General features: G+C 61.1%; 23 protein-coding genes. 14 read left to right on the top strand and 9 right to left on the bottom strand.

The annotated features are described in order from the left end of the window. Positions 1–22 precede the first annotated feature (22 nt). Entirely contained in the window at positions 23–517 is a 495-nt protein-coding gene (locus ACN9MW_RS04455; RefSeq protein WP_426167918.1) for an arsinothricin resistance N-acetyltransferase ArsN1 family B, read from the top strand. Here ACN9MW_RS04455 and rapZ read toward each other — a convergent pair whose 3' ends face one another. The 5 genes from rapZ to ilvA all read right to left on the bottom strand — a co-directional run bounded on the left by rapZ (position 518) and on the right by ilvA (position 5,619). Continuing rightward, a complete protein-coding gene (gene rapZ / locus ACN9MW_RS04460; protein WP_426167920.1) occupies positions 518–1,381 on the bottom strand; it encodes an RNase adapter RapZ in 864 nt (287 codons plus the stop codon). 147 nt (positions 1,382–1,528) lie between these two features. Then, complete coding sequence (hprK, locus tag ACN9MW_RS04465) at positions 1,529–2,464, bottom strand: HPr(Ser) kinase/phosphatase (RefSeq protein ID WP_028101576.1); 936 nt, start codon at positions 2,462–2,464, stop codon at positions 1,529–1,531. A 2-nt stretch (positions 2,465–2,466) separates the two neighbouring features. Continuing rightward, positions 2,467–2,949 (bottom strand): PTS sugar transporter subunit IIA, encoded by a 483-nt coding sequence (locus ACN9MW_RS04470; protein ID WP_028101575.1) that lies wholly within the window; start codon positions 2,947–2,949, stop codon positions 2,467–2,469. A gap of 95 nt (positions 2,950–3,044) precedes the next feature. Further along, entirely contained in the window at positions 3,045–3,878 is an 834-nt protein-coding gene (queF, locus tag ACN9MW_RS04475; protein WP_426167923.1) for an NADPH-dependent 7-cyano-7-deazaguanine reductase QueF, read from the bottom strand. Between the two features lie 208 nt (positions 3,879–4,086). Further along, positions 4,087–5,619: a threonine ammonia-lyase, biosynthetic gene (ilvA, locus tag ACN9MW_RS04480; RefSeq protein WP_426167925.1), complete on the bottom strand. Its 1,533-nt coding sequence runs from the start codon at positions 5,617–5,619 to the stop codon at positions 4,087–4,089. Between the two features lie 140 nt (positions 5,620–5,759). On the opposite strand from ilvA, the gene ACN9MW_RS04485 reads away from it, so the two are divergent. After that, a complete protein-coding gene (locus ACN9MW_RS04485; protein ID WP_426167927.1) occupies positions 5,760–6,254 on the top strand; it encodes a YqaA family protein in 495 nt (164 codons plus the stop codon). Between the two features lie 2 nt (positions 6,255–6,256). Here ACN9MW_RS04485 and ACN9MW_RS04490 read toward each other — a convergent pair whose 3' ends face one another. Next, positions 6,257–6,916 carry a TetR family transcriptional regulator gene (locus tag ACN9MW_RS04490; protein ID WP_426167928.1) on the bottom strand — a complete coding sequence of 220 codons (660 nt, stop codon included), beginning with the start codon at positions 6,914–6,916 and terminating at the stop codon, positions 6,257–6,259. 223 nt (positions 6,917–7,139) lie between these two features. Here ACN9MW_RS04490 and ACN9MW_RS04495 point away from each other — a divergent pair, with 223 nt between their 5' ends. The 4 genes from ACN9MW_RS04495 to ACN9MW_RS04510 all read left to right on the top strand — a co-directional run bounded on the left by ACN9MW_RS04495 (position 7,140) and on the right by ACN9MW_RS04510 (position 13,117). Continuing rightward, positions 7,140–7,997, top strand: coding sequence for an SDR family NAD(P)-dependent oxidoreductase (locus ACN9MW_RS04495; RefSeq protein ID WP_426167930.1), 858 nt, complete (start codon positions 7,140–7,142; stop codon positions 7,995–7,997). 238 nt (positions 7,998–8,235) lie between these two features. After that, positions 8,236–12,246, top strand: a complete 4,011-nt coding sequence (locus ACN9MW_RS04500; RefSeq protein ID WP_426167932.1) for a DUF3683 domain-containing protein — start codon at positions 8,236–8,238, stop codon at positions 12,244–12,246. After that, positions 12,243–12,701, top strand: a complete 459-nt coding sequence (locus ACN9MW_RS04505) for an HIT family protein (protein WP_426167934.1) — start codon at positions 12,243–12,245, stop codon at positions 12,699–12,701. Before ACN9MW_RS04500 ends, ACN9MW_RS04505 begins: the two co-directional genes overlap by 4 nt. Beyond that, a complete protein-coding gene (locus ACN9MW_RS04510) occupies positions 12,698–13,117 on the top strand; it encodes a gamma-butyrobetaine hydroxylase-like domain-containing protein (protein ID WP_426167936.1) in 420 nt (139 codons plus the stop codon). Before ACN9MW_RS04505 ends, ACN9MW_RS04510 begins: the two co-directional genes overlap by 4 nt. 1 nt (position 13,118) lies before the next feature. Here the strand turns inward: ACN9MW_RS04510 and ACN9MW_RS04515 are convergent, their stop codons facing one another. The 3 genes from ACN9MW_RS04515 to ACN9MW_RS04525 all read right to left on the bottom strand — a co-directional run bounded on the left by ACN9MW_RS04515 (position 13,119) and on the right by ACN9MW_RS04525 (position 14,259). Then, positions 13,119–13,382: a hypothetical protein gene (locus ACN9MW_RS04515; protein WP_426167938.1), complete on the bottom strand. Its 264-nt coding sequence runs from the start codon at positions 13,380–13,382 to the stop codon at positions 13,119–13,121. Continuing rightward, on the bottom strand, positions 13,357–13,638 hold the full coding sequence (locus ACN9MW_RS04520; protein WP_426167940.1) for a hypothetical protein: 282 nt from the start codon (positions 13,636–13,638) through the stop codon (positions 13,357–13,359). The genes ACN9MW_RS04515 and ACN9MW_RS04520 overlap by 26 nt, the downstream gene beginning before the upstream one ends. Positions 13,639–13,935: 297 nt before the next feature. Continuing rightward, positions 13,936–14,259 carry a hypothetical protein gene (locus ACN9MW_RS04525; protein WP_156398190.1) on the bottom strand — a complete coding sequence of 108 codons (324 nt, stop codon included), beginning with the start codon at positions 14,257–14,259 and terminating at the stop codon, positions 13,936–13,938. A gap of 58 nt (positions 14,260–14,317) precedes the next feature. Here ACN9MW_RS04525 and ubiE point away from each other — a divergent pair, with 58 nt between their 5' ends. The 8 genes from ubiE (at position 14,318) to aspS (ending at position 21,668) form a co-directional block, all read left to right on the top strand. Beyond that, positions 14,318–15,052 (top strand): bifunctional demethylmenaquinone methyltransferase/2-methoxy-6-polyprenyl-1,4-benzoquinol methylase UbiE, encoded by a 735-nt coding sequence (gene ubiE, locus ACN9MW_RS04530; protein ID WP_426167943.1) that lies wholly within the window; start codon positions 14,318–14,320, stop codon positions 15,050–15,052. Positions 15,053–15,063: 11 nt separating this feature from the next. Next, complete coding sequence (locus tag ACN9MW_RS04535; protein WP_426167945.1) at positions 15,064–16,005, top strand: Tim44 domain-containing protein; 942 nt, start codon at positions 15,064–15,066, stop codon at positions 16,003–16,005. Between the two features lie 77 nt (positions 16,006–16,082). Continuing rightward, positions 16,083–16,691 (top strand): ubiquinone biosynthesis accessory factor UbiJ, encoded by a 609-nt coding sequence (locus ACN9MW_RS04540; protein WP_426167947.1) that lies wholly within the window; start codon positions 16,083–16,085, stop codon positions 16,689–16,691. Next, positions 16,688–18,247, top strand: a complete 1,560-nt coding sequence (gene ubiB / locus ACN9MW_RS04545; protein ID WP_426167949.1) for a ubiquinone biosynthesis regulatory protein kinase UbiB — start codon at positions 16,688–16,690, stop codon at positions 18,245–18,247. The genes ACN9MW_RS04540 and ubiB overlap by 4 nt, the downstream gene beginning before the upstream one ends. A 208-nt stretch (positions 18,248–18,455) precedes the next feature. Then, the gene (locus tag ACN9MW_RS04550) at positions 18,456–18,920 is read left to right on the top strand and encodes a methyltransferase (protein WP_426167951.1); all 465 of its coding nucleotides are present in this window, start codon (positions 18,456–18,458) and stop codon (positions 18,918–18,920) included. Between the two features lie 33 nt (positions 18,921–18,953). Then, positions 18,954–19,235 carry an FmdB family zinc ribbon protein gene (locus ACN9MW_RS04555; protein WP_426167953.1) on the top strand — a complete coding sequence of 94 codons (282 nt, stop codon included), beginning with the start codon at positions 18,954–18,956 and terminating at the stop codon, positions 19,233–19,235. Between the two features lie 22 nt (positions 19,236–19,257). Beyond that, positions 19,258–19,836, top strand: a complete 579-nt coding sequence (locus ACN9MW_RS04560) for a DUF502 domain-containing protein (protein WP_426167955.1) — start codon at positions 19,258–19,260, stop codon at positions 19,834–19,836. Positions 19,837–19,862: 26 nt separating this feature from the next. After that, the gene (gene aspS / locus ACN9MW_RS04565) at positions 19,863–21,668 is read left to right on the top strand and encodes an aspartate--tRNA ligase (RefSeq protein WP_426167957.1); all 1,806 of its coding nucleotides are present in this window, start codon (positions 19,863–19,865) and stop codon (positions 21,666–21,668) included. Positions 21,669–21,759 lie beyond the last annotated feature (91 nt).

Genomic DNA, 21,759 nt, shown 5'->3' on the forward strand with positions numbered 1-21,759 from the left:
ATCAAACTTCACCCAAGCGCTCATGACCAACATACGCTCAGCCCACCCGGCCGATGCTGCTGCCATCGCTGCAATCTACAACCACTACGTTTCATCCACCACCATTACTTTCGAAGAGGCCGAAGTCGGTGTCGACGACATGGCCGGCCGAATCACGAAAGTGATTTCATCGAAGCTGCCCTGGCTGGTGCTGGAGCAGGACGGCAAGATCCTGGGCTACGCCTACGCCAGCAAATGGAAGGAGCGCTCCGCTTATCGCTTCTCGGTCGAAAGCTCCATCTACCTGCACCAGGAAGTGCGTGGCAAAGGCTTTGCGCGCAAGTTGTACCAGCATTTGTTCAACCTGCTGCGCCAGAGCGGCGTGCATCTCGTGATCGGCGGCGTGGCGCTGCCGAATGAAGCCAGCGTTGGCCTGCATGAAAAGATGGGCTTCCAGCCTGTCGGCGCGTTCAAGGAAGTCGGCCGCAAGTTTGGCCGGTGGATCGACGTCAGCTACTGGCAGCTACGCCTGGAGTGATCAGGATTGCTCGCGGTGGCGCAGCACAACGGTTTCAGTCGGCGCGAAGTGACGCGCCAGGCGTTCGGCCATATAGACTGAGCGGTGCTGGCCGCCGGTGCAGCCGACGGCTACCGTCAGGTAGGAGCGGTTGTCGCGCTTGAAGTGCGGCAGCCATTTGGTAACGAAGCCCTTGATGTCCAGGAACATCTCCTCCGCGCTCTCCTGCGCATCGAGGAAGGCGATCACCGGTGCGTCGCGGCCGTTCAACGGACGCAAGGTGAGGTCGTAATACGGGTTGGGAATCGCGCGCACGTCGAACACGAAATCGGCGTCGAGCGGCACGCCGAGCTTGAAGGCGAACGATTCAAAGAACAGCGTCAATGGCGCGTTCTCGCTGTGCACCAGGTCCTTGACCCAGGCGCGCAGTTTGTTGGCACTCATTTCCGACGTATCGATCACGTGGCCAAGCTGCTGGATCGCGGACAGGCGTTCGCGTTCTTCGGCGATGCATTCGATCAGCGTGCGGCGTGCTGCAGGATTTTCGCCAGGGGCCAGCTCGTGCGACAGCGGGTGGCTGCGGCGCGTTTCGGAGAAGCGCGCCACCAGCGAGTGGGTATTCGCGGTGAGGAAGATCACCTTGACCTCGTGGCCGTCTTCTTTCAGCTTGCGGTATTCGCCGGGCAGGCTGGCAAGGCTGGAAGCGCTGCGTGCGTCGACAGCGACGGCCAAAGCATCCGTTCCCTCGATTGCGAGGCGATTGATCAGGTCCGGCAGCAGGGCAGGCGGCAGGTTGTCGACGCAGTAGTAGCCGATGTCTTCAAGAACATTCAGCGCAACGGATTTGCCGGAGCCGGAGATGCCGGTGAGTAGGATGATTCGCATGTGACCGATAGTACCATTAGTCCGAATCAGTCGCCGGACATGGCCTGTCGTTGGTGAAGCAGGGGTTTCGCCGAGCGGGCTCGGCGCCTGCGGAACGGGCCCGCCATGCATAGCGGGCTTCCTTAGCAACATGAGTCATGGGTGGGGCTAGTCCCCACTCATGGCCTGGCGTTGCCGCTCCATGAATTCCTGCAGCGTGTCGATGCCGCGCAGTTGCAGGATGGTGTTGCGAACCGCAGCCTCCAGCAGCACCGCGATGTTGCGGCCGGCTGCAACGGGAATCACGACCTTGCGGATCGGAAGTCCCAGCACGTCTTCGGTCGGGAACTGGAACGGCAGGCGTTCCACCTCTTCTTCTAGCGCTGAACGGCGCACCAGGTGCACGATCAGCTTCAGGCGCATCTTGCGGCGCACGGCAGTCTCGCCGAAGATCGCCTTGATATCCAGCAGGCCCAGGCCGCGCACTTCCAGCAGGTTTTGCAGCAGCGGCGGGCAGCGGCCTTCGATCATGTTGGGAGCGATGCGCGCGAATTCCACCGCATCGTCGGCCACCAGGCCGTGCGAACGTGAAATCAATTCAAGTCCCAGCTCGGATTTGCCGAGGCCGGAGTCGCCGGTAATCAGCACGCCCACACCCAGCACGTCCATGAACACACCGTGCATGATGATGCGCTGCGCCAGCTTTTTCGACAGGTAGACGCGCAGGAAGTCAATCACCTGCGCTGCAGGCAGCGGCGTGGAGAACAGCGGGATATTCTTTTCGTCGCAGATCGCCAGGATGTCAGGCGGGGTCTCGAGCCCTTGCGCAATGATCAGCGCAGGCGGGCCGCCTGCGATCAGTTCACCGATTACATGGGCGCGCGTCAGCGATTTGAGGCGCTGGTAGTAATTGATTTCCTGGTGGCCGAACACCTGGATGCGTCCAGGGTGAATCGTATTCAAGTGGCCAACCTGGTCGGCCGCCGAAGCGACGTCGCCGGAGATCAGGCGCTCGCCGCCTGGAAAGCCGGCGAACCAGCCCAGTTGCAGGGTTTCGCGATTGTCGTCGTACAGTCTCTGGATCGTCAGCGGCGTTTGCAGCATGTTCAACCTGCCGCTTGCAGGCTAGGCTGCCAGTTGACGATGCGGCTGTAGACCGATTTCGGGTCCGGGTCTTCCGTCAGTGCCTGGCGGAAGGCGTCGTCCGAGAACATTTCTGCGATCTCGGACAGGATTTCGAGGTGCTGCTGCGTCACGTGGTCGGGGATGAGCAGGAAGAACAGCAGGTTCACAGGTTTGCCGTCCGGCGATTCAAAAGGAATCGGTTCGGCCAGGCGGACAAAGGCGGCCAATGGCGCCTTCAGGCTCTTGGAACCCTTGATGCGCCCGTGTGGGACAGCGACGCCGTGGCCGAGGCCGGTGGAGCCCAGGCGCTCGCGCGCGAACAGGTTGTCCGATACGGTGGAGCGAGCGATGCCGCAGTTGTTCTCGAAGATCAGGCCGGCTTGCTCGAAAGCGCGCTTTTTGCTGGAGACTTCCAGGTCGAGCTGGACGTTCTCTAGCGAAAGGATTTTGCTCAGGTTATTCATGACGCGACATTGATGTGCTTTGCGAGCGCATTATAGGCCTCTTTCTCAGCCGTGTAACTCGAATTTCACGCAATGTTTCTGCGTGGAAAAATCCCTTACTGGCGGGCGTTGCGCAAATTGGACGGCCGCTGTGCACTACTAAAGTTGGTGCGCCATGGGTTGATATCAAGGCCGCCTCGGCGGGTATACCGTGCATACACCGTCAAGTGTTGCGGCTTGCACTGGCGCAGGATGTCCGTGAAGATGCGCTCGACGCACTGCTCGTGGAACTCATTATGCTCGCGGAAGCCGATCAGGTATTTGAGCAAGCTTTCCTGGTCGATCTGCGGCCCGTAGTAGCTGATCTGCACGCTGCCCCAGTCGGGCTGGCCGGTGACCAGGCAATTTGACTTCAGCAAATGCGAGACGAGGGTCTCCTCTACTGGCAGCTCGTCGAAGTTGGCTTTCAAAGTTTCCGGCTGAGGGGAGTAGTTGTCGACGTCGATGTCGAGGCGGTCCAGCAACTGGCCTTCCAGCTCGCCCATTTCCAGTTTTTGGAAGTCCTCCTGCATGGTCAGGGTGACATGCACGCTGGCGCCGGCGGCGGCGGACAGGTCTTGCTGCAGCAGCATTTTCAGCGCGTCGGGGCCGGCCAGCCTGGTCTGGTTGAAGGAATTGAGGTAAAGCTTGAAAGATTTAGATTCGATCAAGTTTGGCGAATCGGCAGGGATGGTGAAGCGGGCCACCGCCACTTGCGGCTTGCCGCGCATGTTCAGCCAGGACAGCTCGTAGCCGTTCCAGATGTCCACTCCGAAGAAGGGCAGGGTGCCTGTCAGGCCCAACTCGTCGCGCTTGCCCTGGCGCGGGATGGGGAACAGCAGTTCCGGCGCGTAGTCGGTGCGGTAGGCGGAGGTTTTGCCGAGGGGGGAATGTTCTGGGAGGTTGGACATGGCGGACTTTTCTTGAAACGGTCTGCCAGTTTACCAAAAACCGGTAAATCTGGGTCTGACCCGCAGGGTCAGACCCCGTACGGTCTCGAAGTCGCGGGTGGGTTCGAGGTCTTTGACTTTCGACGGAGATCAACGGCGCACAACCAACACCAACAGCGGTAGCGCAGACAGGGTCTGACCCTGCGGGTCAGACCCTGGTTTACCGGTTTCAGAGGAACAGCTTGTACACCGGATTCTGCGACTCATCCCAATAGCGATACCCCAAGGTAGCCAGGAACTGCGCAAACTTGTCCATATCCTGCGGCGGCACCTGCAAGCCAATCAGAATCCGCCCCACGTCGCCGCCCTGCGAGCGGTAATGGCACAAGGAGATATTCCATTCCGGCGCCATCGAATCGAGGAAGCGCATCAGCGCCCCCGGCCGCTCAGGGAATTCAAAGCGATACAGCAGTTCATCCTTGGCTAGCACGCTCTTGCCGCCGACCAGGTGGCGCAGGTGCGACTTGGCCAGTTCGTCATGGGTCAAATCCAGCGTCTTGAAGTTGTTCTCTTCAAAGCGCCGCGCAATCGACGACGACTCGCTGCGATCGGCAATCTGCACGCCGACGAACACGTGCGCCTGCTCCTGGTCGCTTATCCGGTAGTTGAACTCCGTCACATTGCGCGGGCCCACCAGGCTGCAGAAGCGCTTGAACGAGCCGCGCTGCTCCGGCATGGTGACGGCAAACACGGCTTCGCGCGACTCACCGAGTTCGGCGCGTTCCGCCACGAAACGCAAGCGGTCGAAGTTCATGTTGGCGCCGCTACAGATGGTCACCAGCGTCTCGCCCTGCACCGGATACTTGCCCATTTCCGAGCGTTCGACATAAGCCTTGGCGCCGGCTACGGCCAGCGCGCCGGAAGGCTCCAGGATCGAGCGCGTATCGGTGAACACGTCCTTGATCGCCGCGCAGATCGCATCGGTATCGACCACGATCACTTCATCGACAAATTGCTGTGCGAGGCGGAAGGTCTCTTCGCCCACCAGGCGCACCGCGGTGCCGTCGGCAAACAGGCCCACATCCGACAAGGTGATGCGCTCGCCAGCCTTGATCGAGCGGCCCATCGCATCAGAATCCATGGTTTGCACGCCAATGATCTTGATATCCGGGCGAAGCTGCTTCACATAGGCGGCGACACCGGCAATCAGGCCGCCGCCGCCGATCGGCACGAAGATCGCGTGGATAGGGCCGGAATGCTGGCGCAGGATTTCCATGGCAATCGTGCCCTGGCCGGCGATCACTTCCGGATCATCGAATGGGTGCACGAAGGTCAGCTTCTGCTCTTTCTCGAGCTGCAGGGCGTGGTTGTAGGCATCCGTATAGGACTCGCCATGCAGCACCACTTCCACGCTGGCGCCGCCGCGGCGGCGCACGGATTCGACTTTCAGCAGCGGGGTGGTGGCAGGCATGACGATGAGGGCGCGGCAACCGAGTTTGGCTGCGGACAGGGCGACGCCCTGCGCGTGATTGCCGGCGGAGGCGCAAATGACGCCGCGCTTCAATTGCGCGTCGCTTAGATTCGCCATCTTGTTGTAAGCGCCGCGTACCTTGAAGCTAAAGACGTCCTGCATGTCCTCGCGCTTGAAGTAAATCTGGTTGCCAATTCGTTGCGAGAGAATCGGAGCCAGTTCGAGCGGGGTTTCATGGGCCACGTCGTAGACGCGGGAGGTCAGGATTTTCTTCAGGTAGTCGATAGTCATAATTTGCAAAGGATTTGAGTGGTGCAAGGACTGTCAACGGCGGGTAACCGAAGGGGTGGCACGCCTGCCATGCGGGTATGCAATGGCGCGGGCTGTCTGGTGTGCCGGGTGTTCTGGTCGGTTCATTATAATGGAAGCCTATGATCGAATCTGCAATCCAATGGCTGCTGGGTGTGTTGGCGGCGCCCGAAGTGGGACTGACCTCGGTCTTCATCATCAGTTTTGTCTCTGCCACGCTGGTGCCGCTGGGGTCCGAACCCGCTGTCTTTGCCGTCTGCAAAGCCAATCCCGACATGTTCTGGCCAGCCATTGCGGTCGCGACCGTGGGCAATACCCTGGGCGGCGTGGTCGACTACTGGATCGGTTATTACGCCAAGAAAGCCTTTACCAAGGAACGTTCCAGCCGCTGGTTCGGCTGGCTGGCGCACTACGGAGCCAAGACCATGCTGCTGTCCTGGGTGCCCGGCATCGGTGATCCGCTGTGCACGCTGGGCGGCTGGCTGAAGCTGCCGTTCTGGCCCGCGACCATGTATATGGCGATCGGCAAGCTGGCGCGCTACATCACGATGACTTCGCTGCTGTTGTATGTGCCGGACGGTGCCTGGCGCTCGATCGCGCATGCATTAGGCGGTTGACCTCAATCCGATCCCAGGCCGCACAGCAGCAGCAGCAGGGCGGCGGCCAGCTCGCTCTCGTACTCATACCGTAACGGTTCCAGTTCTGGAGCGGCCAGCACTTCGCACAAAGCTGGCGCCGGGTGGCTGAGTGGCCAGAGCCCGATCATGAGTGGGATTGCCAGGCGCATGAAGGTGAAATAGGCAGCGACCGGCAACGCCGGTGCCCTCGCGTGCAGCAGGTCCGCTACCGCAGCCGTCATGACGATGGTGCGCAGCTTGAATTCCTTCAGCCTTTCCTGCGATACATTGCGCTCGATAATCGAAGGCAGAATGCTGAGCAGGCGGCACATCAGAGGATAAGCGGCGCTGGCGCCGGCGAAGGCCTGTGCAAGCTGCTGTCCGGTTGCCGGCTGCACGGCGGCGAGCCGCTCATCCAATTCCTGCTGCCAGCGTCCAGTCTCCTCTTCCAGCAAAGCCAGCAGCAAGGCTTCGCGATTCTCGAAATACCGGTAGACATTCGATTTGGTCATTTCGGCGCGCCGCGCCAGCTCATTCAAGCCAAGCTCGCTGACTTCCATGCCGTTGCGCAGGGCAGCCTTGGCGGTTTCCAGCAAATGGAGGCGGCGCTCCTCTTTCTGTTCGGGGCGGCGGGCGCGCTGAAATGTCTCTGGTGCTGTCATAAATGAATCAGACGTTCTGGTGAGTGGCGCAACTTTATCATCGCAAAGCTGCTTAACAAGAGACCAGTGGTCTTCTAAATTGGAGACCAGTGGTTTCTTATGTCGAATGTCTCACACGGAGTGCAAGATGGCTACCCCTTTAATGGTTCGTTCGGAAATTCTCGGGCAGGATCTGAGCGGCAAGACTTAGGTTGTCACCGGCGCCAATTCCGGCATCGGCCTGGTGACCACCCAGCAATTGGCCAAGCAAGGCGTGACCGTCGTCATGAGCGTACGCCGGGTCGAGGAAGGGAAGCGTGTCGCTGCTGAAATCCGGCAAGCGCTGCCGTCGGCAAAGCTGGCCGTGTACCGGCTGGCGCTGGACGATCTTGCTTCCGTGCGCGCCTTTGCGGTCGAGGTCAACCGCGAGCATCCAAAGCTGCAGGGACTGGTCAACAATGCGGGGGTCATGAAAACGCCATTCGGCCGCACCAAGGACGGTTTTGAAACGCAATTTGGCGTCAACCACCTGGGCCATTTCCTGCTTACCGAGCTGCTGCTAAATGCGTTGAAGGCCGGCGCGCCTTCGCGAGTGGTCAACCTGTCGAGCTATTTCCATGAGTTTGCCATGGGGCGCAAGGGCGAAATCCACTTCGAGGACCTGAACTACGAGCGGCGGCCATTCGATACCTGGGAAGCGTACGCGCAATCGAAGCTTGCCAACTTGCTGCACGCCCGCGAGCTCAGCCGCCGGCTGGCCGGCAGCGGCGTGGTTGCCGCCAGCGTCAATCCCGGTTTTGTGCGTACCAACCTGCTCAAGGTTCCGCTGCCGATGTGGCTGCAGCGCCTGCTGGTGATCCCGGTGCTGAGGCTGGCTGGAATGATCGAGCCTTGGGAAGGCGCGCAAACTACCCTGCACGCCTTGCTCGCGCCTGAAGTGGAAGGCCAATCGGGCGCATACTACAGCCAGATCGCTGGCTATCAGGACAAGGCGTCGCGTAAGGGTGGCTGGCCGCTGCGCTCGCCCAATCCGGTGGCACATGACGACGACGTGGCCCGGCGCTTATGGGACGTCAGCGAAGCACTGGTGCAGGCAAAGTAAGCGCTGGCCTGCCGCGCGAGCGGGATCGTAAGATTCCGCATAGCAGCAGTGTTGCGAAATTCCAGACTGATGGGCGGGCATCGCGGAAAATTAAGGGTGGAATTTTTGTTGAAATGCGAAATTATATTTTGTTAATTGACGTTAACGGAACCCTTCGGCCTTCTAAGGCTGTTCCCATCTTGTGCGCCGCAATAAGATAGAATGGCCTGTCCCAGCGTCAGCCCCCCGTCCACGCAATATGAACGCACCAGCACAAATCCAGGCACTGCTCGCCGAATCGCCAGATGGTCACGCCCACACCCGCTTGCGGGAAATTCCGTACAACTACACCTCGTTCTCTGATCGCGAAATTGTGATCCGCCTGCTGGGCGAAGAGTCCTGGGCGTTGCTGGACGAACTGAGGGCCTCTCGCCAGACCGGCCGTTCCGCGCGCATGCTGTACGAAGTGCTGGGCGATATTTGGGTCGTACGCCGCAACCCTTACCTGCAGGACGACCTGCTGGATAACCCGAAGCGCCGCCAGGCCCTGATCGACGCGCTGCATCACCGCCTGTCGGAAGTGGACAAGCGCCGCAACACCGTCGATGCGGCTGCCGATGCCGATTCGCAGAAGCGCAGCGGCAACGTGGAAAAGCTGCTGCGTGCCGCCAGCAAGGCAGTCGCCGATTTCGGCGAAGAGTTCCGCCAGATGTACGACCTGCGCAAGCGCACGCTGAAGGTGCTGGGCAAGTACACCGAGAAGCACAACATCTGCTTCGACGGCATGAAGCGCATCAGCCACGTGACCGACGCCACCGACTGGCGCGTCGAATACCCGTTCGTGGTGCTGACCCCGGACAGCGAAGATGAAATGGCCGGCCTGGTGAAAGGCTGTATCGAACTTGGCCTGACCATCATCCCGCGCGGCGGCGGCACCGGCTACACCGGCGGCGCCATTCCGCTGACGCCGCTGTCGGCCGTGATCAACACCGAAAAACTGCTCAAGCTGGGCGCCGTTGAAATGAAGGTGCTGCCGGGCCTGGACCGCGAATACGCGACCGTGCACTCGGAAGCGGGCGTCATCACCAACAAGGTCAGCGAAGCGGCCGAGAAGGCGGGCTTCGTGTTCGCCGTCGATCCGACTTCGGCCCACGCCTCCTGCATCGGTGGCAATATTGCGATGAATGCGGGCGGCAAGAAGGCCGTGCTGTGGGGTACCGCGCTGGATAACCTGGCATCGTGGCGCATGGTCGATCCGAACGGCGACTGGCTGGAAGTCACGCGCCTGGACCACAACCTGTCCAAGATCCACGACACGCCGCTCGCGCGCTTCAAGCTGGAATGGACGCATCCGAATTCGCGCGGCGAAGCCAAGGGCGAACCGTTCAAGACCGAAATCCTGGAGATCGAAGGCCGCAAGTTCCGCAAGGAAGGCCTGGGCAAGGACGTCACCGACAAGTTCCTGGCTGGCCTGCCGGGCGTGCAGAAAGAAGGCACGGATGGCCTGATCACGTCTGCGCGCTGGATCCTGCACAAGATGCCGAAGTTCACGCGCACGGTTTGCCTGGAGTTCTTCGGCCAGGCGCGCGATGCGATTCCTTCGATCGTGGAGATCAAGGATTACCTGGACGGCCTGCCGGCGCAGGGAGAACAGTTCAAGACCATCCGCCTCGCCGGCCTGGAGCACCTGGACGAGCGTTACCTGCGCGCCGTCGGCTACGCGACCAAGTCCAAGCGCGGCGTGTTGCCGAAGATGGCCCTGTTCGGCGACATCGTCGGCGACGATGAAGACGCCGTGGCGCTGGCCGCGTCCGAAGTGGTGCGCCTGGCGAACACCCGCGTCGGCGAAGGCTTCGTGGCCGTGAGCCCGGAAGCGCGCAAGAAATTCTGGCTGGACCGTGCCCGCACCGCGGCAATCGCGAAGCACACCAACGCCTTCAAGATCAATGAAGACGTGGTGATTCCGCTGAACCGCATGGGCGAATACACCGACGGCATCGAGCGCATCAACATCGAACTGTCGATCAAGAACAAGCTGCAACTGGCGGAAGAACTGCGCGAATTCCTCGCTGCCGACAAGCTCCCGATCGGCAAGAGCGACGACGCCACCGACGACAAGGTCGGCTACGCGGAAATGCTGGGCGACCGCCAGGCGCAAGCGCTGGCGCTGGTGGACCAGGTGTATGCACGCTGGACCTTCATCCTGGCCAACCTGGACAGGCCGCTGGCCGAAGTGCGCGGCGACCTGCTGGCGCTGGGCCTCGAGCAACTGGCCGGCGCGCTGGACGACCGCCTGCAGCACCAGCCGCAAGCGACCCTGTTCGACGTGGCGCAAGACCGCACCGTGCGCATCAGCTGGAAGCAGGAGATCCGCGCGCAACTGCGCCAGATCTTCAACGGCGGCGCCTACAAGCAGATCCTCGACGAAGCGCAGGCGATCCACAAGCGCGTGCTGCATGGCCGCGTCTTCGTGGCGCTGCACATGCACGCCGGCGACGGCAACGTGCACACCAACCTGCCGGTCAACTCGGACCATTACGAAATGCTGCAGGACGCGCACAAGGCCGTGGCGCGCATCATGAAGCTGGCCCGCTCGCTGAATGGCGTGATCTCGGGCGAGCACGGCATCGGCATCACCAAGCTGGAATTCCTGACCGACGATGAAATCGGCGAATTCCGCGAGTACAAGAAACGCGTCGACCCGGAAGGCCGCTTCAACAAGGGCAAGCTGCTCAACCTGCCGGGCATGGAAGCCACGCTGGAAAACGCCTACACGCCGTCGTTCGGCCTGATGGGCCACGAATCGCTGATCATGCAGCAAAGCGATATCGGCGACATCGCCAACAGCGTGAAGGACTGCCTGCGCTGCGGCAAGTGCAAGCCGGTGTGCTCGACCCACGTGCCGCGCGCCAACCTGCTGTATTCGCCGCGCGACAAGATCCTCGCCACCTCGTCGCTGATCGAAGCTTTCCTGTACGAAGAACAGACCCGCCGTGGTATTTCGATCCGCCACTGGGAAGAATTCGAAGACGTCAGCGACCACTGCACCGTGTGCCACAAGTGCGCCACGCCTTGCCCGGTCAATATCGACTTCGGCGACGTGTCGATGAACATGCGTAACCTGCTGCGCAAGATGAACAAGCGATCGTTCAATCCGGGCAAGAAGGCGACCATGTTCTTCCTGAACGCGACCGATCCGGCGACCATCAACGCCACGCGCCAGACCATGATCGGCTGGGGCTACAAGGCGCAGCGCCTGGGCCACGAAGTGTTCAAGGCCGTGGCGCGCAAGCAGACCAAGGCGCCGCCGCCAACCGTCGGCAAGCCGGCCGTGCGCGAGCAGGTGATCCACTTCGTGAACAAGAAGATGCCGGGCAACCTGCCGAAGAAAACGGCGCGTGCGCTGCTCGACATCGAAGACAACAAGATGATCCCGATCATCCGCGATCCGAAGAAGACCAACGCCAATACGGAAGCGGTGTTCTACTTCCCGGGTTGCGGCTCGGAGCGGCTGTTCTCGCAGGTGGGCCTGGCAACGCAGGCCATGCTGTGGGAGGTGGGCGTGCAGACCGTACTGCCACCGGGCTACCTGTGCTGCGGCTATCCGCAGCGCGGCGCGGGCGATTTCGACAAGGCCGAGAAGATGATGACGGATAACCGCGTCCTCTTCCACCGCATGGCGAACACGCTGAACTACCTGGACATCAAGACGGTGGTGGTGTCTTGCGGCACCTGCTATGACCAGCTGGCGACCTATGAGTTCGAGAAGATTTTCCCGGGCTGCCGCATCATGGACATCCACGAATTCCTGCTGGAGAAGGGCGTCAAGCTGGAAGGCGTGGAGGGTACCCGCTACATGTACCACGATCCTTGCCACACGCCGATGAAGCAGCAGGACCCGATCAAGACCGTGAATGCGCTGGTGTCGACCATCGACAACGTGAAGATCGAGAAGAACGACCGCTGCTGCGGCGAGTCCGGCTCGCTGGCGAATGCGCGTCCGGATATTTCGACCCAGGTCCGCTTCCGCAAGGAGCAGGAAATGGTGTCGGGCGCAGACAAGCTGCGTGCCGACGGCTTCCAGGGCGACGTCAAGATCCTCACTTCCTGCCCATCGTGCATGCAGGGCCTGAGCCGCTATAACGATGATTCGGGCACCACCGCAGATTACATCGTGATCGAAATCGCCAAGCACAAGCTGGGCGACAACTGGCTGGTGGATTACGTGGCGCGCGCCAATGACGGCGGCATCGAGAGGGTGCTGGTATGACGACGACTGCGAACTGCGACCTGTGCAAGCTGTTGGCCGGCTTCGATGCGGCGCCCGCCGGCGCGGCGAGCCCGCTGGTCTGGCGCGACGAGCGCCTGGCTGTGGTGCTGGTCGACGAGCCGGGCTATCCCGGCTACACCCGCGTGGTGTGGCACGACCATGTGCGCGAGATGACCGACCTGTCGCCGGAAGACCGCGACCACGTCATGTGGGCCGTGTGGGCGGTAGAGCAGGCGCAACGCACGACCATGGCGCCGCACAAGGTCAATGTGGCCAGCTTCGGCAATATGACGCCGCACGTGCACTGGCACGTGATCCCGCGCTACACTGACGATGCGCACTTCCCGAACCCGACCTGGGGCGCGAAGCAGCGCGAAGCCGATCCGGCCGCCGTGGCAGCGCGTGCGGCCTTGCTGCCGGCCCTGCGTGCGGCGATTATCCTGAACCTGAAATGAGCAATCCTACCGGCCTGACTGTCCACAGCAAATCGCGCTATCTTGAAGTCTCCTTCGACGATGGCGCAAGCTTCAATATTCCTTTTGAACTGCTGCGCGTGTATTCACCGTCGGCGGAAGTGAAGGGGCACGGGCCGGGCCAGGAAGTGCTGCAAGTCGGCAAGCGGGAGGTCGCCATGACCAACCTCGAGCCGGTCGGCAATTACGCCGTCAAGCCGACCTTTGACGACGGCCACAATTCCGGCTTGTATACCTGGGATTACCTGTACGACCTCGGCGCCCGCATGGAGCACCACTGGACTGACTACCTGAAGCGCCTGGAGGCGGCCGGCTTCCCCGGCGACTCCGGCCGCGAGCCCGGCACAGTTCTCCCCGGCGCTGCCGCAAAAGCCCACGGTTGCGGCCATCATCACTGAGTCAGTCGCAGTCCAGCTCCGGGTGCTGGCACATGAACTCCTCATACTCCTTCACGTGGTTCAGCCAAACATATTTGTACATGGCGCGGTTTTTCGCTGGCAATGAACGCAGGAATTTCGGGGAAAATGACGTCACTTCAGGAATGTCATCCGGGTGGCCCGGGCAACACCTGAGCATTTCTGCGTGCATCCTGTCCATTTCCTCTTTGGTCGCTTGGTCCAGTTCAGGGAAGTCTACGTCAGCGGGAAGTCTGTATCGTTTCATAGTTGAGCTCCAAGAGTTGTAGCGGAGTGACGAAATCGATTTGTGCAAAACCTGCCTCGCCGAGCATCATGTGCAGATGTGGCAGGCGTTCTGCTTCCAGGCGCTGCCATTGCCATGTCATAAACAAGCTGGAACCGAATTGAGATGCACACGCGATTTGAGCGCCAAGCTTCGCCTCATTGGAACTTAGGCCGCCGCCGGCTATCAAAAGTTCCGCTTTTTCGCGAAATATTTTGTTGTCCGGTAGGACGAGCACGGATTCGGCTTTCGTCAGGCGGGCGGAGGCCAGTTCGGGTGGGCCAGCAATGATTGCCTGGAGGGCGATCTCGGATGTGCAGAGATTCCGGGTGTGCGGCAGGGCACGGAACCAGCGCCGCGTCAGCGACTGGCAGGTGCGTGCATAGGCGCTGCGGGCTGGCGGTCGGCCAGGGCGCAGAGGATGGAAGTGTCGAGGTAGATCTTGCTGGGCATTGGGCCAGCTTACGCTTGGCCCGAATGCCTGCTTTCGGATACATCAAGGAATGGCGGCATGTTGCCGCCATTGAAAGTGTGCTTAGTTGACCATCATTTTGCGACGCTGGAACTCTTCATAGCGCTGCTGCTCGCGTTCCCAGATGTAGCGGAATGCGGCGCGGGCTTCTGGAGTCAGGCGGCGAATTGCCTCGACGTTGAAGGTCATTGGATGCGGCTCAGCGGACGCCAGGGCGCGCGACTGGGCGCGGGTGGCATCGATGAACTGCTTGGTGGCTTCGTCGATATCCGGGAAAAAAATGTCCGCGGGCAATTTTTGCTGAAGCTCCATCTGAAAATCTCCTAGTAAGACAAATCGTCTGAGCCATAAAACGACTCGTTGAGCATTCTGGTTGACAAGCGTCATCAAAATCTGTGCGTCACCCCACAAATGTATAATGCGGCAATTACAAGGCACCCTCAAAATGACCAACACCACCCATTTCGGTTATAAAACCGTCAACGAAGACGACAAAGTCAAGGAAGTCGCCAAGGTCTTCCACTCCGTCGCCGCCAAGTACGACATCATGAATGACCTTCTGTCCGGCGGCTTGCACCGCATCTGGAAGGCTTTCACTATTGCTAACGCGGCCGTGCGCCCGGGCATGAAGGTGCTCGATATCGCGGGCGGTACCGGCGACCTGGCCAAGGCGTTTGCCAAGGCGGCTGGTTCGACCGGCGAGGTGTGGCTGACGGATATCAACGAATCGATGCTGCGTGTCGGCCGTGATCGTCTCTTGAATAAGGGCCTGGTTACCCCCACCTTGATTTGCGATGCGGAGAAGTTGCCGTTCCCGGATAACTACTTCGACCGTGTCAGCGTGGCGTTCGGCCTGCGCAATATGACGCACAAGGATGTTGCACTTTCTGAAATGCGTCGCGTGTTGAAGCCGGGCGGCAAATTGCTGGTGCTGGAATTCTCGAAAGTGGATCCGCTCTTGCAAAAACCGTATGACTTTTATTCCTTCACGGTGTTGCCGTGGATGGGCCAGAAAGTGGCCAACGATTCGGAGAGCTATCGCTACCTGGCCGAATCCATCCGCATGCACCCGGACCAGGAAACGCTGAAGACCATGATGCAGGCTGCGGGTCTGGAGCGCGTGCAGTACTACAACCTGACGGCGGGTGTGGCCGCTTTACACACTGGCATCAAAATGTGAGACATCCAACGATGAAAATGAAAAAATTCCTGGCCGGCGCGATGATTGCGCTGTCAGCTGTGAGCATGATGAGCGAATTGTCTGCCCGCCCGATGGGCGGCGGCAAGTCCTTCGGCCGCCAGTCGTCGAGCGTGAGCAGCATGCCGAAGCAGACCACTACTGCACCGGCGCCCACCGCTCCGACTGCAGCGCCGACTGCCACCCGTCCGGCTGCAGCGCCTGCGCCTGCAGCACCGGCTCCGGCGCCGAAACCTAGCATGTGGAAGGGCATCCTCGGCGGTGCACTGCTCGGCCTCGGCTTGGGCGCACTGCTGTCGCACTTCGGCCTGGGCGGCGCCATGGCGTCGGCCATCAGCTCGATCCTGATGATCGCCCTGATCGGCGGTGTGATCTTCGTCATCGTCCGCATGCTGCGTCGCAAGTCGCAGCCGGCGGCCCAGCCAGCGTTCAGCGGAGGCTATAACGGCGGCAACGTGCACCAGATGCAGCCAGCGGCTTTCGAGCCGGTGATGCCTGCTGCGGGCGCGGCATTGGCGGCGCCTGCTGTGGCAGAAGCTGCGGCGCATACCCCATGGGGCGTGCCGGCCGACTTCGACACCGCCAGCTTCCTGCGTGCGGCCAAGTCCAATTACATCCGCCTGCAAGCGGCATGGGACAAGGCGGACGTGGAAGATATCCGTACTTTCACCACGCCCGAGGTTTTTGCCGAGCTGCGCATGCAGATCCAGGAGCGCGGCGCGCAAGCCGAGTACACCGATGTGGTGGCGATTGAGGCCGAGTTGCTGGGCATCGAGAACGACGGCAATGATTCCCTGGCCAGCGTGAAGTTCTGGGGCAAGATGAAACCCGCCGCCGATGCGCTGCCGGAACCGTTCCAGGAAGTCTGGAACCTGAGCAAACCGCATAACGGCAAAACCGGCTGGATGCTGGCAGGTATCCAGCAGCTTGCGTGAGTTGGCGCAGTAACTGGTAAGATCGAGACCGCCCTGGTTTTCCGGGGCGGTTTTGTTTTATTTGGACCCACTTGAATATGTTTCCATTCCCTCCCAGGCTGCCTGGCCTGAGCATGCCGGCAGCTGCCACCGTCAATCACCTGCTGGCGCAGGAGCCATGGGCGCGCACCGAGCTCAAGCTACATGCCGGCAAGGTCGCCGTGATCGATGCCAACCCCGCTGTGCTGCGCCTGCGCGTGGCGCCCGACGGCATGGTGGAAGCGGCAGGCAACGAGGCCGGGGCAGCGGTGACGATCCGCCTGAAGCTGAGCGACCTGCCCCTGATCGCGCAAAACCGCGAGCGTGCTTTCTCCTACGTGCAGATCGAAGGCGACGCCGAATTCGCCAACGCCATTTCACGCCTGTCGCAATCGCTGCGCTGGGAAGCCGAGTACGACCTGGAAAAACTGGTGGGCCCGATTGCAGCCGTGCGCCTGGTGCATGGCGCGAAAGCGGTAGTGCAGGGTGCGCGCAACGGCCAGCGCAAAGTGGCCGAGAATGTCGCGGAATATTTCCTCGACGAGAACCCGCTGTTGATCCGCCCTGTGGTGGCGGAAAGCTTTGCGGCCGATGTGACCCGCTTCCGCGACGACGTGGAACGCGCCAGCAAGCGGCTGGAAAAACTCGAACAAAAACTGGCTAAATGATTCGCAAATTCCTCAGGCTGTTCAAGATTGTCCGCGTCTCCGTCCGGTACGGGCTGGATGAAATCGCCATTTCCGGCTTCGACAAGCCACGCATCAGCAAGTTTCTCGATACCGTCTTTTTCTGGCGCGACCTGTCGACGCCGCGCGCCGTGCGCCTGCGCCGCGCGCTGGAGGAGCTGGGTCCGATCTTCGTCAAATTCGGCCAGGTGCTGTCGACCCGCAGCGACCTGTTCCCGCTCGATATCGTGGCCGAGCTGTCCAAGCTGCAGGACCGCGTACCGCCCTTCGATTCCGACCTGGCGATCAGGATGATCGAGGAGTCGCTGGGCGCCCATCCTGACGAACTGTTTGCGCGCTTCGAGCGCGTGCCGGTGGCGTCGGCATCCATCGCCCAGGTGCACTTTGCTGCGCTGAAGGATGGCACCCAGGTGGCAGTGAAAGTCCTGCGCCCTGGCATGAAGAAACTGATCGATGAAGACGTAGCGCTGATGCATATCGCGGCCAACTTCATCAACCGCGTGTGGGCCGATTCAAAGCGCCTGAAAATCCAGGAGGTGGTGCAGGAGTTCGACAAGTACCTGCACGATGAACTGGACCTGATGCGCGAGGCCGCCAACGCCAGCCAGTTGCGCCGCAACTTTGCCGAGTCGAAGCTGCTGCTGGTGCCGGAGATGTACTGGGATTATTGCTCCAGCAATGTGATCGTGATGGAGCGCATGCACGGCATTCCGGTGTCGCAGATCGATCGCCTGATCGAGGCCGGCGTGGACTTGAAAAAGCTCTCGTCCGATGGCGTGGAGATTTTCTTCACGCAGGTGTTCCGCGACGGCTTCTTCCACGCCGACATGCACCCGGGGAATATCCTGGTGTCGATCGAGCCTGAGTCGTTTGGCCGCTATATCGCGCTGGACTTCGGCATCGTCGGCACGCTGAACGATTACGACAAGGATTACCTGTCGCAGAACTTCCTGGCCTTCTTCCGCCGCGATTACAAGCGCGTGGCGGAGGCGCATATCGAATCAGGCTGGGCGCCGAAAGAGACCCGCGTCGATGAGCTGGAAGCTGCAGTGCGGGCGTGCTGCGAGCCGATCTTCGACCGTCCGCTGAAGGATATTTCGTTCGGCCAGGTGCTGCTGCGCCTGTTCCAGACTTCGCGCCGCTTCAATGTGGAAGTGCAGCCGCAGCTGGTGCTGCTGCAAAAGACGCTGCTGAACATCGAAGGCCTGGGCCGCCAGCTCGATCCTGACCTGGACCTGTGGAAGACGGCCAAGCCTTACCTGGAGCGCTGGATGGCGGAGCAGGTGGGCTGGCGCGGCCTGGTGGAACGCCTGAAGGCGGAAGCGCCGCGCTATTCGCATATCTTCCCGCAGTTGCCGCGGCTGGCGCACCAGGCGCTCACAGTCGCTGCGGAGCGCGACGTGGAGACCAAGGCTTTGCTGGCCCACTTGGTTGCAGAGCAACGGCATACCAATCGCTTGCTGTCGTTCTTTGCATTCCTGGTCGGGTCGTTTGTGTTGGGCGCTGTGGCGTACGTGGCTTATGCCCGACTTCACTAACCGCGATCCGCGTACGCCGGAGTTCTGGGACCAGCGGTTCGAGGCTGAATTCACTCCTTGGGATCGGGGTGGGGTGCCGGCGCAACTGGCGCGCTGGCTTAAAACCGGTAACCCGGGGTCAGACCCACAGGGTCAGACCCCCCGGTACGCGGCAGCCGCTGGACAGGTGTCTGACCCTGCGGGTCAGACATCGGGTGGCCGGTTTTCGGTGCTCATCCCCGGCTGCGGCAGTGCCTACGAACTGCAAGCGTTCTGCGAAGCCGGCTGGAACGCCACCGCCATCGACTTCTCCCCGTCCGCCGTTGTTGCGGCGCAACAAGCTGTCGGCCCCTGGCGTGAGCACGTGATCGAAGCCGATTTCTTCGAATACACACCGCAACTGCCGTTGGACCTGGTCTACGAACGCGCCTTCCTGTGCGCCATGCCGCGCGAGATGTGGCCGCGCGTAGTGCAGCGCTGGGTGCAACTGCTGCCGGAAGGCGGCCTGCTCCTGGGCTACTTCTTCTTCGACAGCAACCCGAAAGGCCCGCCGTTCGGTGCCGACCAGGAGCTGCTGAGCCGGTTATTGAGCGCTTACTTCGACCTCGAGCGAGACACGCCGGTCGAAGACTCCATCCCGGTATTCGAGGGCAAGGAGCGCTGGATGGCCTGGCGCCGGAAAAAAGCTTTATAATTCAGGGTTTTGATGTTTTTTGCGGAGTAATCGATGCCTATCTACGCTTACCGCTGCGAGGAATGTGGCTTTGCCAAGGACGTGCTGCAAAAGATCTCCGATCCGCAGCTCACCGATTGCCCTTCCTGCGGCAAGTCCACCTTTAAGAAGCAACTGACCGCAGCCGGCTTCCAACTGAAAGGCACCGGCTGGTACGTAACCGATTTCCGTGGCGGCAGCGCCCCGGCAACCGGCGTTGCCAGCACGGCCAAGACCGAAGCCCCGGCGGCAGCCGCGCCGGCACCTGCACCGGCGAAGTCCACCAGCGAGGCTTGATTTTCCCCGCACAAGGAACACGATGCGCAAATATTTCATAACCGGCTTGCTGGTCCTGGTACCGCTGGCCATTACGGCATGGGTGCTGAACCTGGTGATCTCCACCATGGACCAGTCGCTGCTGCTGATCCCGGAGAAGTGGCTGCCCAAGGACCGACGAATTTCGGGCCTGGGCACCATCCTGACCGTGCTGATCGTGTTCCTGACCGGCCTGCTGACCAATAACCTGGTTGGCAATTTCCTGATCCGCCAGTGGGAAAAGCTGTTGCACCGCATTCCAGTGGTCAGCTCGCTGTACGGCAGCGTGAAGCAGGTATCGGACACGCTGTTCTCCGATTCCGGCAACGCCTTCCGCAAGGCGGTGCTGGTGCCTTATCCGCATGCGGGCTCGCGCACGATCGCCTTCCTGACCGGCGCGCCGGCCACCGAAGTGCAGAAGCACATGGACGATGAATTCATCAGCGTCTACGTGCCAACCACGCCGAACCCGACTTCCGGCTTCTTCCTGATGTTCCCGAAAAAAGATGTAATCGAGCTCGATATGAGCGTCGATGCCGCACTGAAGTACATCGTTTCGATGGGCGTTGTCGTCCCTGAATAAAACTTAACCTGAAACTGAGAATCAATATGTCCATGCGTACTGAATACTGCGGCCTCGTAACCGAAGCCCTCGTAGGCCAAACCGTCAGCCTGTGCGGCTGGGTGCACCGTCGCCGCGACCACGGCGGCGTGATCTTCATCGACCTGCGCGACCGCGAAGGCCTGGTGCAGGTGGTCTGCAACCCGGACCAGGCGGAAGTGTTCTCCGTCGCCGAATCCGTGCGTAACGAGTACTGCCTGCGCATCACCGGCACCGTGAAAGACCGCCTGGCCGGCACCGTCAACAACAACCTGAAGTCGGGCAAGATCGAAGTCGTTGCCTCCAAAGTGGAAGTGCTGAACGCCTCCGTGCCAGTTCCATTCCAGCTGGACGACGACAACCTGTCCGAAACCACCCGCCTGACCCACCGCGTGCTGGACCTGCGCCGCCCGCAGATGCAGAACAACCTGCGCCTGCGTTACAAGGTGACCATGGAAGTGCGCAAGTACCTGGACGACCTTGGCTTTATCGATATCGAAACCCCGGTGCTGACCAAGTCCACTCCGGAAGGCGCGCGCGACTACCTGGTGCCGTCCCGCGTGAACGCGCACGAATTCTTTGCGCTGCCGCAGTCGCCTCAGCTGTTCAAGCAGCTGCTGATGGTCGCCAACTTCGACCGCTACTACCAGATCACCAAGTGCTTCCGCGACGAAGACCTGCGTGCCGACCGCCAGCCGGAATTCACCCAGATCGACTGCGAAACCTCGTTCCTGAACGAGCAGGAGATTCGCGACCTGTTCGAAACCATGATCCGCAACGTGTTCAAGAACACCATGGACGTGGAACTGCCAAACCCGTTCCCGGTGATGGACTTCGCGGAAGCGATGGGCAAGTACGGTTCGGACAAGCCTGACATGCGCGTCAAGCTGGAATTCACCGAACTGACCGACGTGATGAAGGATGTGGAGTTCAAAGTCTTCTCCGGCGCCGCCAACATGAAGAACGGCCGCGTAGTCGGCATGCGCGTGCCGAAGGGCGCCGACATGCCGCGTTCGGAAATCGACGCGTACACCCAGTTCGTCGCCATTTACGGCGCCAAGGGCCTGGCCTACATCAAGGTCAACGAGAAGGCCAAGGGCCGTGACGGCCTGCAGTCGCCGATCGTGAAGAACATCCACGACGAAGCCCTGAACAAGATCCTGGAACTGACCGGCGCGCAAGACGGCGACCTGATCTTCTTCGGCGCCGACAAGGCCAAGGTTGTGAACGACGCGATCGGCGCGCTGCGCGTGAAGATCGGCCACTCCGAGTTCGGCAAGGCCAATGGCCTGTTCAACGACGTGTGGGCGCCGCTGTGGGTGATCGACTTCCCGATGTTCGAATACGACGAAGAAGAAGACCGCTGGACCGCAACCCACCACCCGTTCACTTCGCCAAAGGACGGCCACGAAGACATGCTGGAAACCAATCCAGGCGCATGTATCGCCAAGGCCTACGACATGGTGCTGAACGGCTGGGAACTGGGCGGCGGCTCGATCCGTATCCACCGCGAAGAAGTGCAGTCCAAAGTGTTCCGCGCGCTGAAGATCGGTGCTGAAGAGGCTCGCGAGAAGTTCGGCTTCCTGCTGGACGCGCTGCAGTACGGCGCGCCTCCGCACGGCGGCCTGGCCTTCGGCCTGGATCGTATCGTGACCTTGATGACCAAGTCCGATTCGATCCGCGACGTGATCGCCTTCCCGAAAACCCAGCGTGCACAGTGCTTGCTGACCCAGGCTCCATCGCCGGTGGACGAGAAGCAGCTGCGTGAACTGCATATCCGCCTGCGTTCGGCTGAGCCTAAGGTGGCTGGCTAAAACCGGTAAACCAGTGTCAGACCCGCAGGGTCTGACACTGGGCCCGCGACTGCCGCCGCAACTGCAGTGAAGGACGGGGGCTGGACCTAGG

This window comes from Pseudoduganella sp. R-34 (genome assembly GCF_049904655.1).
Taxonomy (GTDB): domain Bacteria; phylum Pseudomonadota; class Gammaproteobacteria; order Burkholderiales; family Burkholderiaceae_D; genus Rugamonas.

What these genes read in the sequence shown, in the direction of transcription:
- ACN9MW_RS04490 (WP_426167928.1), bottom strand. Translation starts at nt 6,916, where the DNA reads ATGACAGCACCAGAGACATTTCAGCGCGCCCGCCGCCCCGAACAGAAA.
- ACN9MW_RS04560 (WP_426167955.1), top strand. Translation starts at nt 19,258, where the DNA reads ATGCGCAAATATTTCATAACCGGCTTGCTGGTCCTGGTACCGCTGGCC.
- ACN9MW_RS04455 (WP_426167918.1), top strand. Translation starts at nt 23, where the DNA reads ATGACCAACATACGCTCAGCCCACCCGGCCGATGCTGCTGCCATCGCT.
- hprK (WP_028101576.1), bottom strand. Translation starts at nt 2,464, where the DNA reads ATGCTGCAAACGCCGCTGACGATCCAGAGACTGTACGACGACAATCGC.
- ilvA (WP_426167925.1), bottom strand. Translation starts at nt 5,619, where the DNA reads ATGACTATCGACTACCTGAAGAAAATCCTGACCTCCCGCGTCTACGAC.
- ACN9MW_RS04470 (WP_028101575.1), bottom strand. Translation starts at nt 2,949, where the DNA reads ATGAATAACCTGAGCAAAATCCTTTCGCTAGAGAACGTCCAGCTCGAC.
- rapZ (WP_426167920.1), bottom strand. Translation starts at nt 1,381, where the DNA reads ATGCGAATCATCCTACTCACCGGCATCTCCGGCTCCGGCAAATCCGTT.
- ACN9MW_RS04555 (WP_426167953.1), top strand. Translation starts at nt 18,954, where the DNA reads ATGCCTATCTACGCTTACCGCTGCGAGGAATGTGGCTTTGCCAAGGAC.
- ACN9MW_RS04505 (WP_426167934.1), top strand. Translation starts at nt 12,243, where the DNA reads ATGACGACGACTGCGAACTGCGACCTGTGCAAGCTGTTGGCCGGCTTC.
- ACN9MW_RS04540 (WP_426167947.1), top strand. Translation starts at nt 16,083, where the DNA reads ATGTTTCCATTCCCTCCCAGGCTGCCTGGCCTGAGCATGCCGGCAGCT.
- ACN9MW_RS04500 (WP_426167932.1), top strand. Translation starts at nt 8,236, where the DNA reads ATGAACGCACCAGCACAAATCCAGGCACTGCTCGCCGAATCGCCAGAT.
- ACN9MW_RS04510 (WP_426167936.1), top strand. Translation starts at nt 12,698, where the DNA reads ATGAGCAATCCTACCGGCCTGACTGTCCACAGCAAATCGCGCTATCTT.
- ACN9MW_RS04525 (WP_156398190.1), bottom strand. Translation starts at nt 14,259, where the DNA reads ATGACGCTTGTCAACCAGAATGCTCAACGAGTCGTTTTATGGCTCAGA.
- ubiB (WP_426167949.1), top strand. Translation starts at nt 16,688, where the DNA reads ATGATTCGCAAATTCCTCAGGCTGTTCAAGATTGTCCGCGTCTCCGTC.
- queF (WP_426167923.1), bottom strand. Translation starts at nt 3,878, where the DNA reads ATGTCCAACCTCCCAGAACATTCCCCCCTCGGCAAAACCTCCGCCTAC.
- ACN9MW_RS04485 (WP_426167927.1), top strand. Translation starts at nt 5,760, where the DNA reads ATGATCGAATCTGCAATCCAATGGCTGCTGGGTGTGTTGGCGGCGCCC.
- aspS (WP_426167957.1), top strand. Translation starts at nt 19,863, where the DNA reads ATGTCCATGCGTACTGAATACTGCGGCCTCGTAACCGAAGCCCTCGTA.
- ACN9MW_RS04535 (WP_426167945.1), top strand. Translation starts at nt 15,064, where the DNA reads ATGAAAATGAAAAAATTCCTGGCCGGCGCGATGATTGCGCTGTCAGCT.
- ACN9MW_RS04515 (WP_426167938.1), bottom strand. Translation starts at nt 13,382, where the DNA reads ATGAAACGATACAGACTTCCCGCTGACGTAGACTTCCCTGAACTGGAC.
- ubiE (WP_426167943.1), top strand. Translation starts at nt 14,318, where the DNA reads ATGACCAACACCACCCATTTCGGTTATAAAACCGTCAACGAAGACGAC.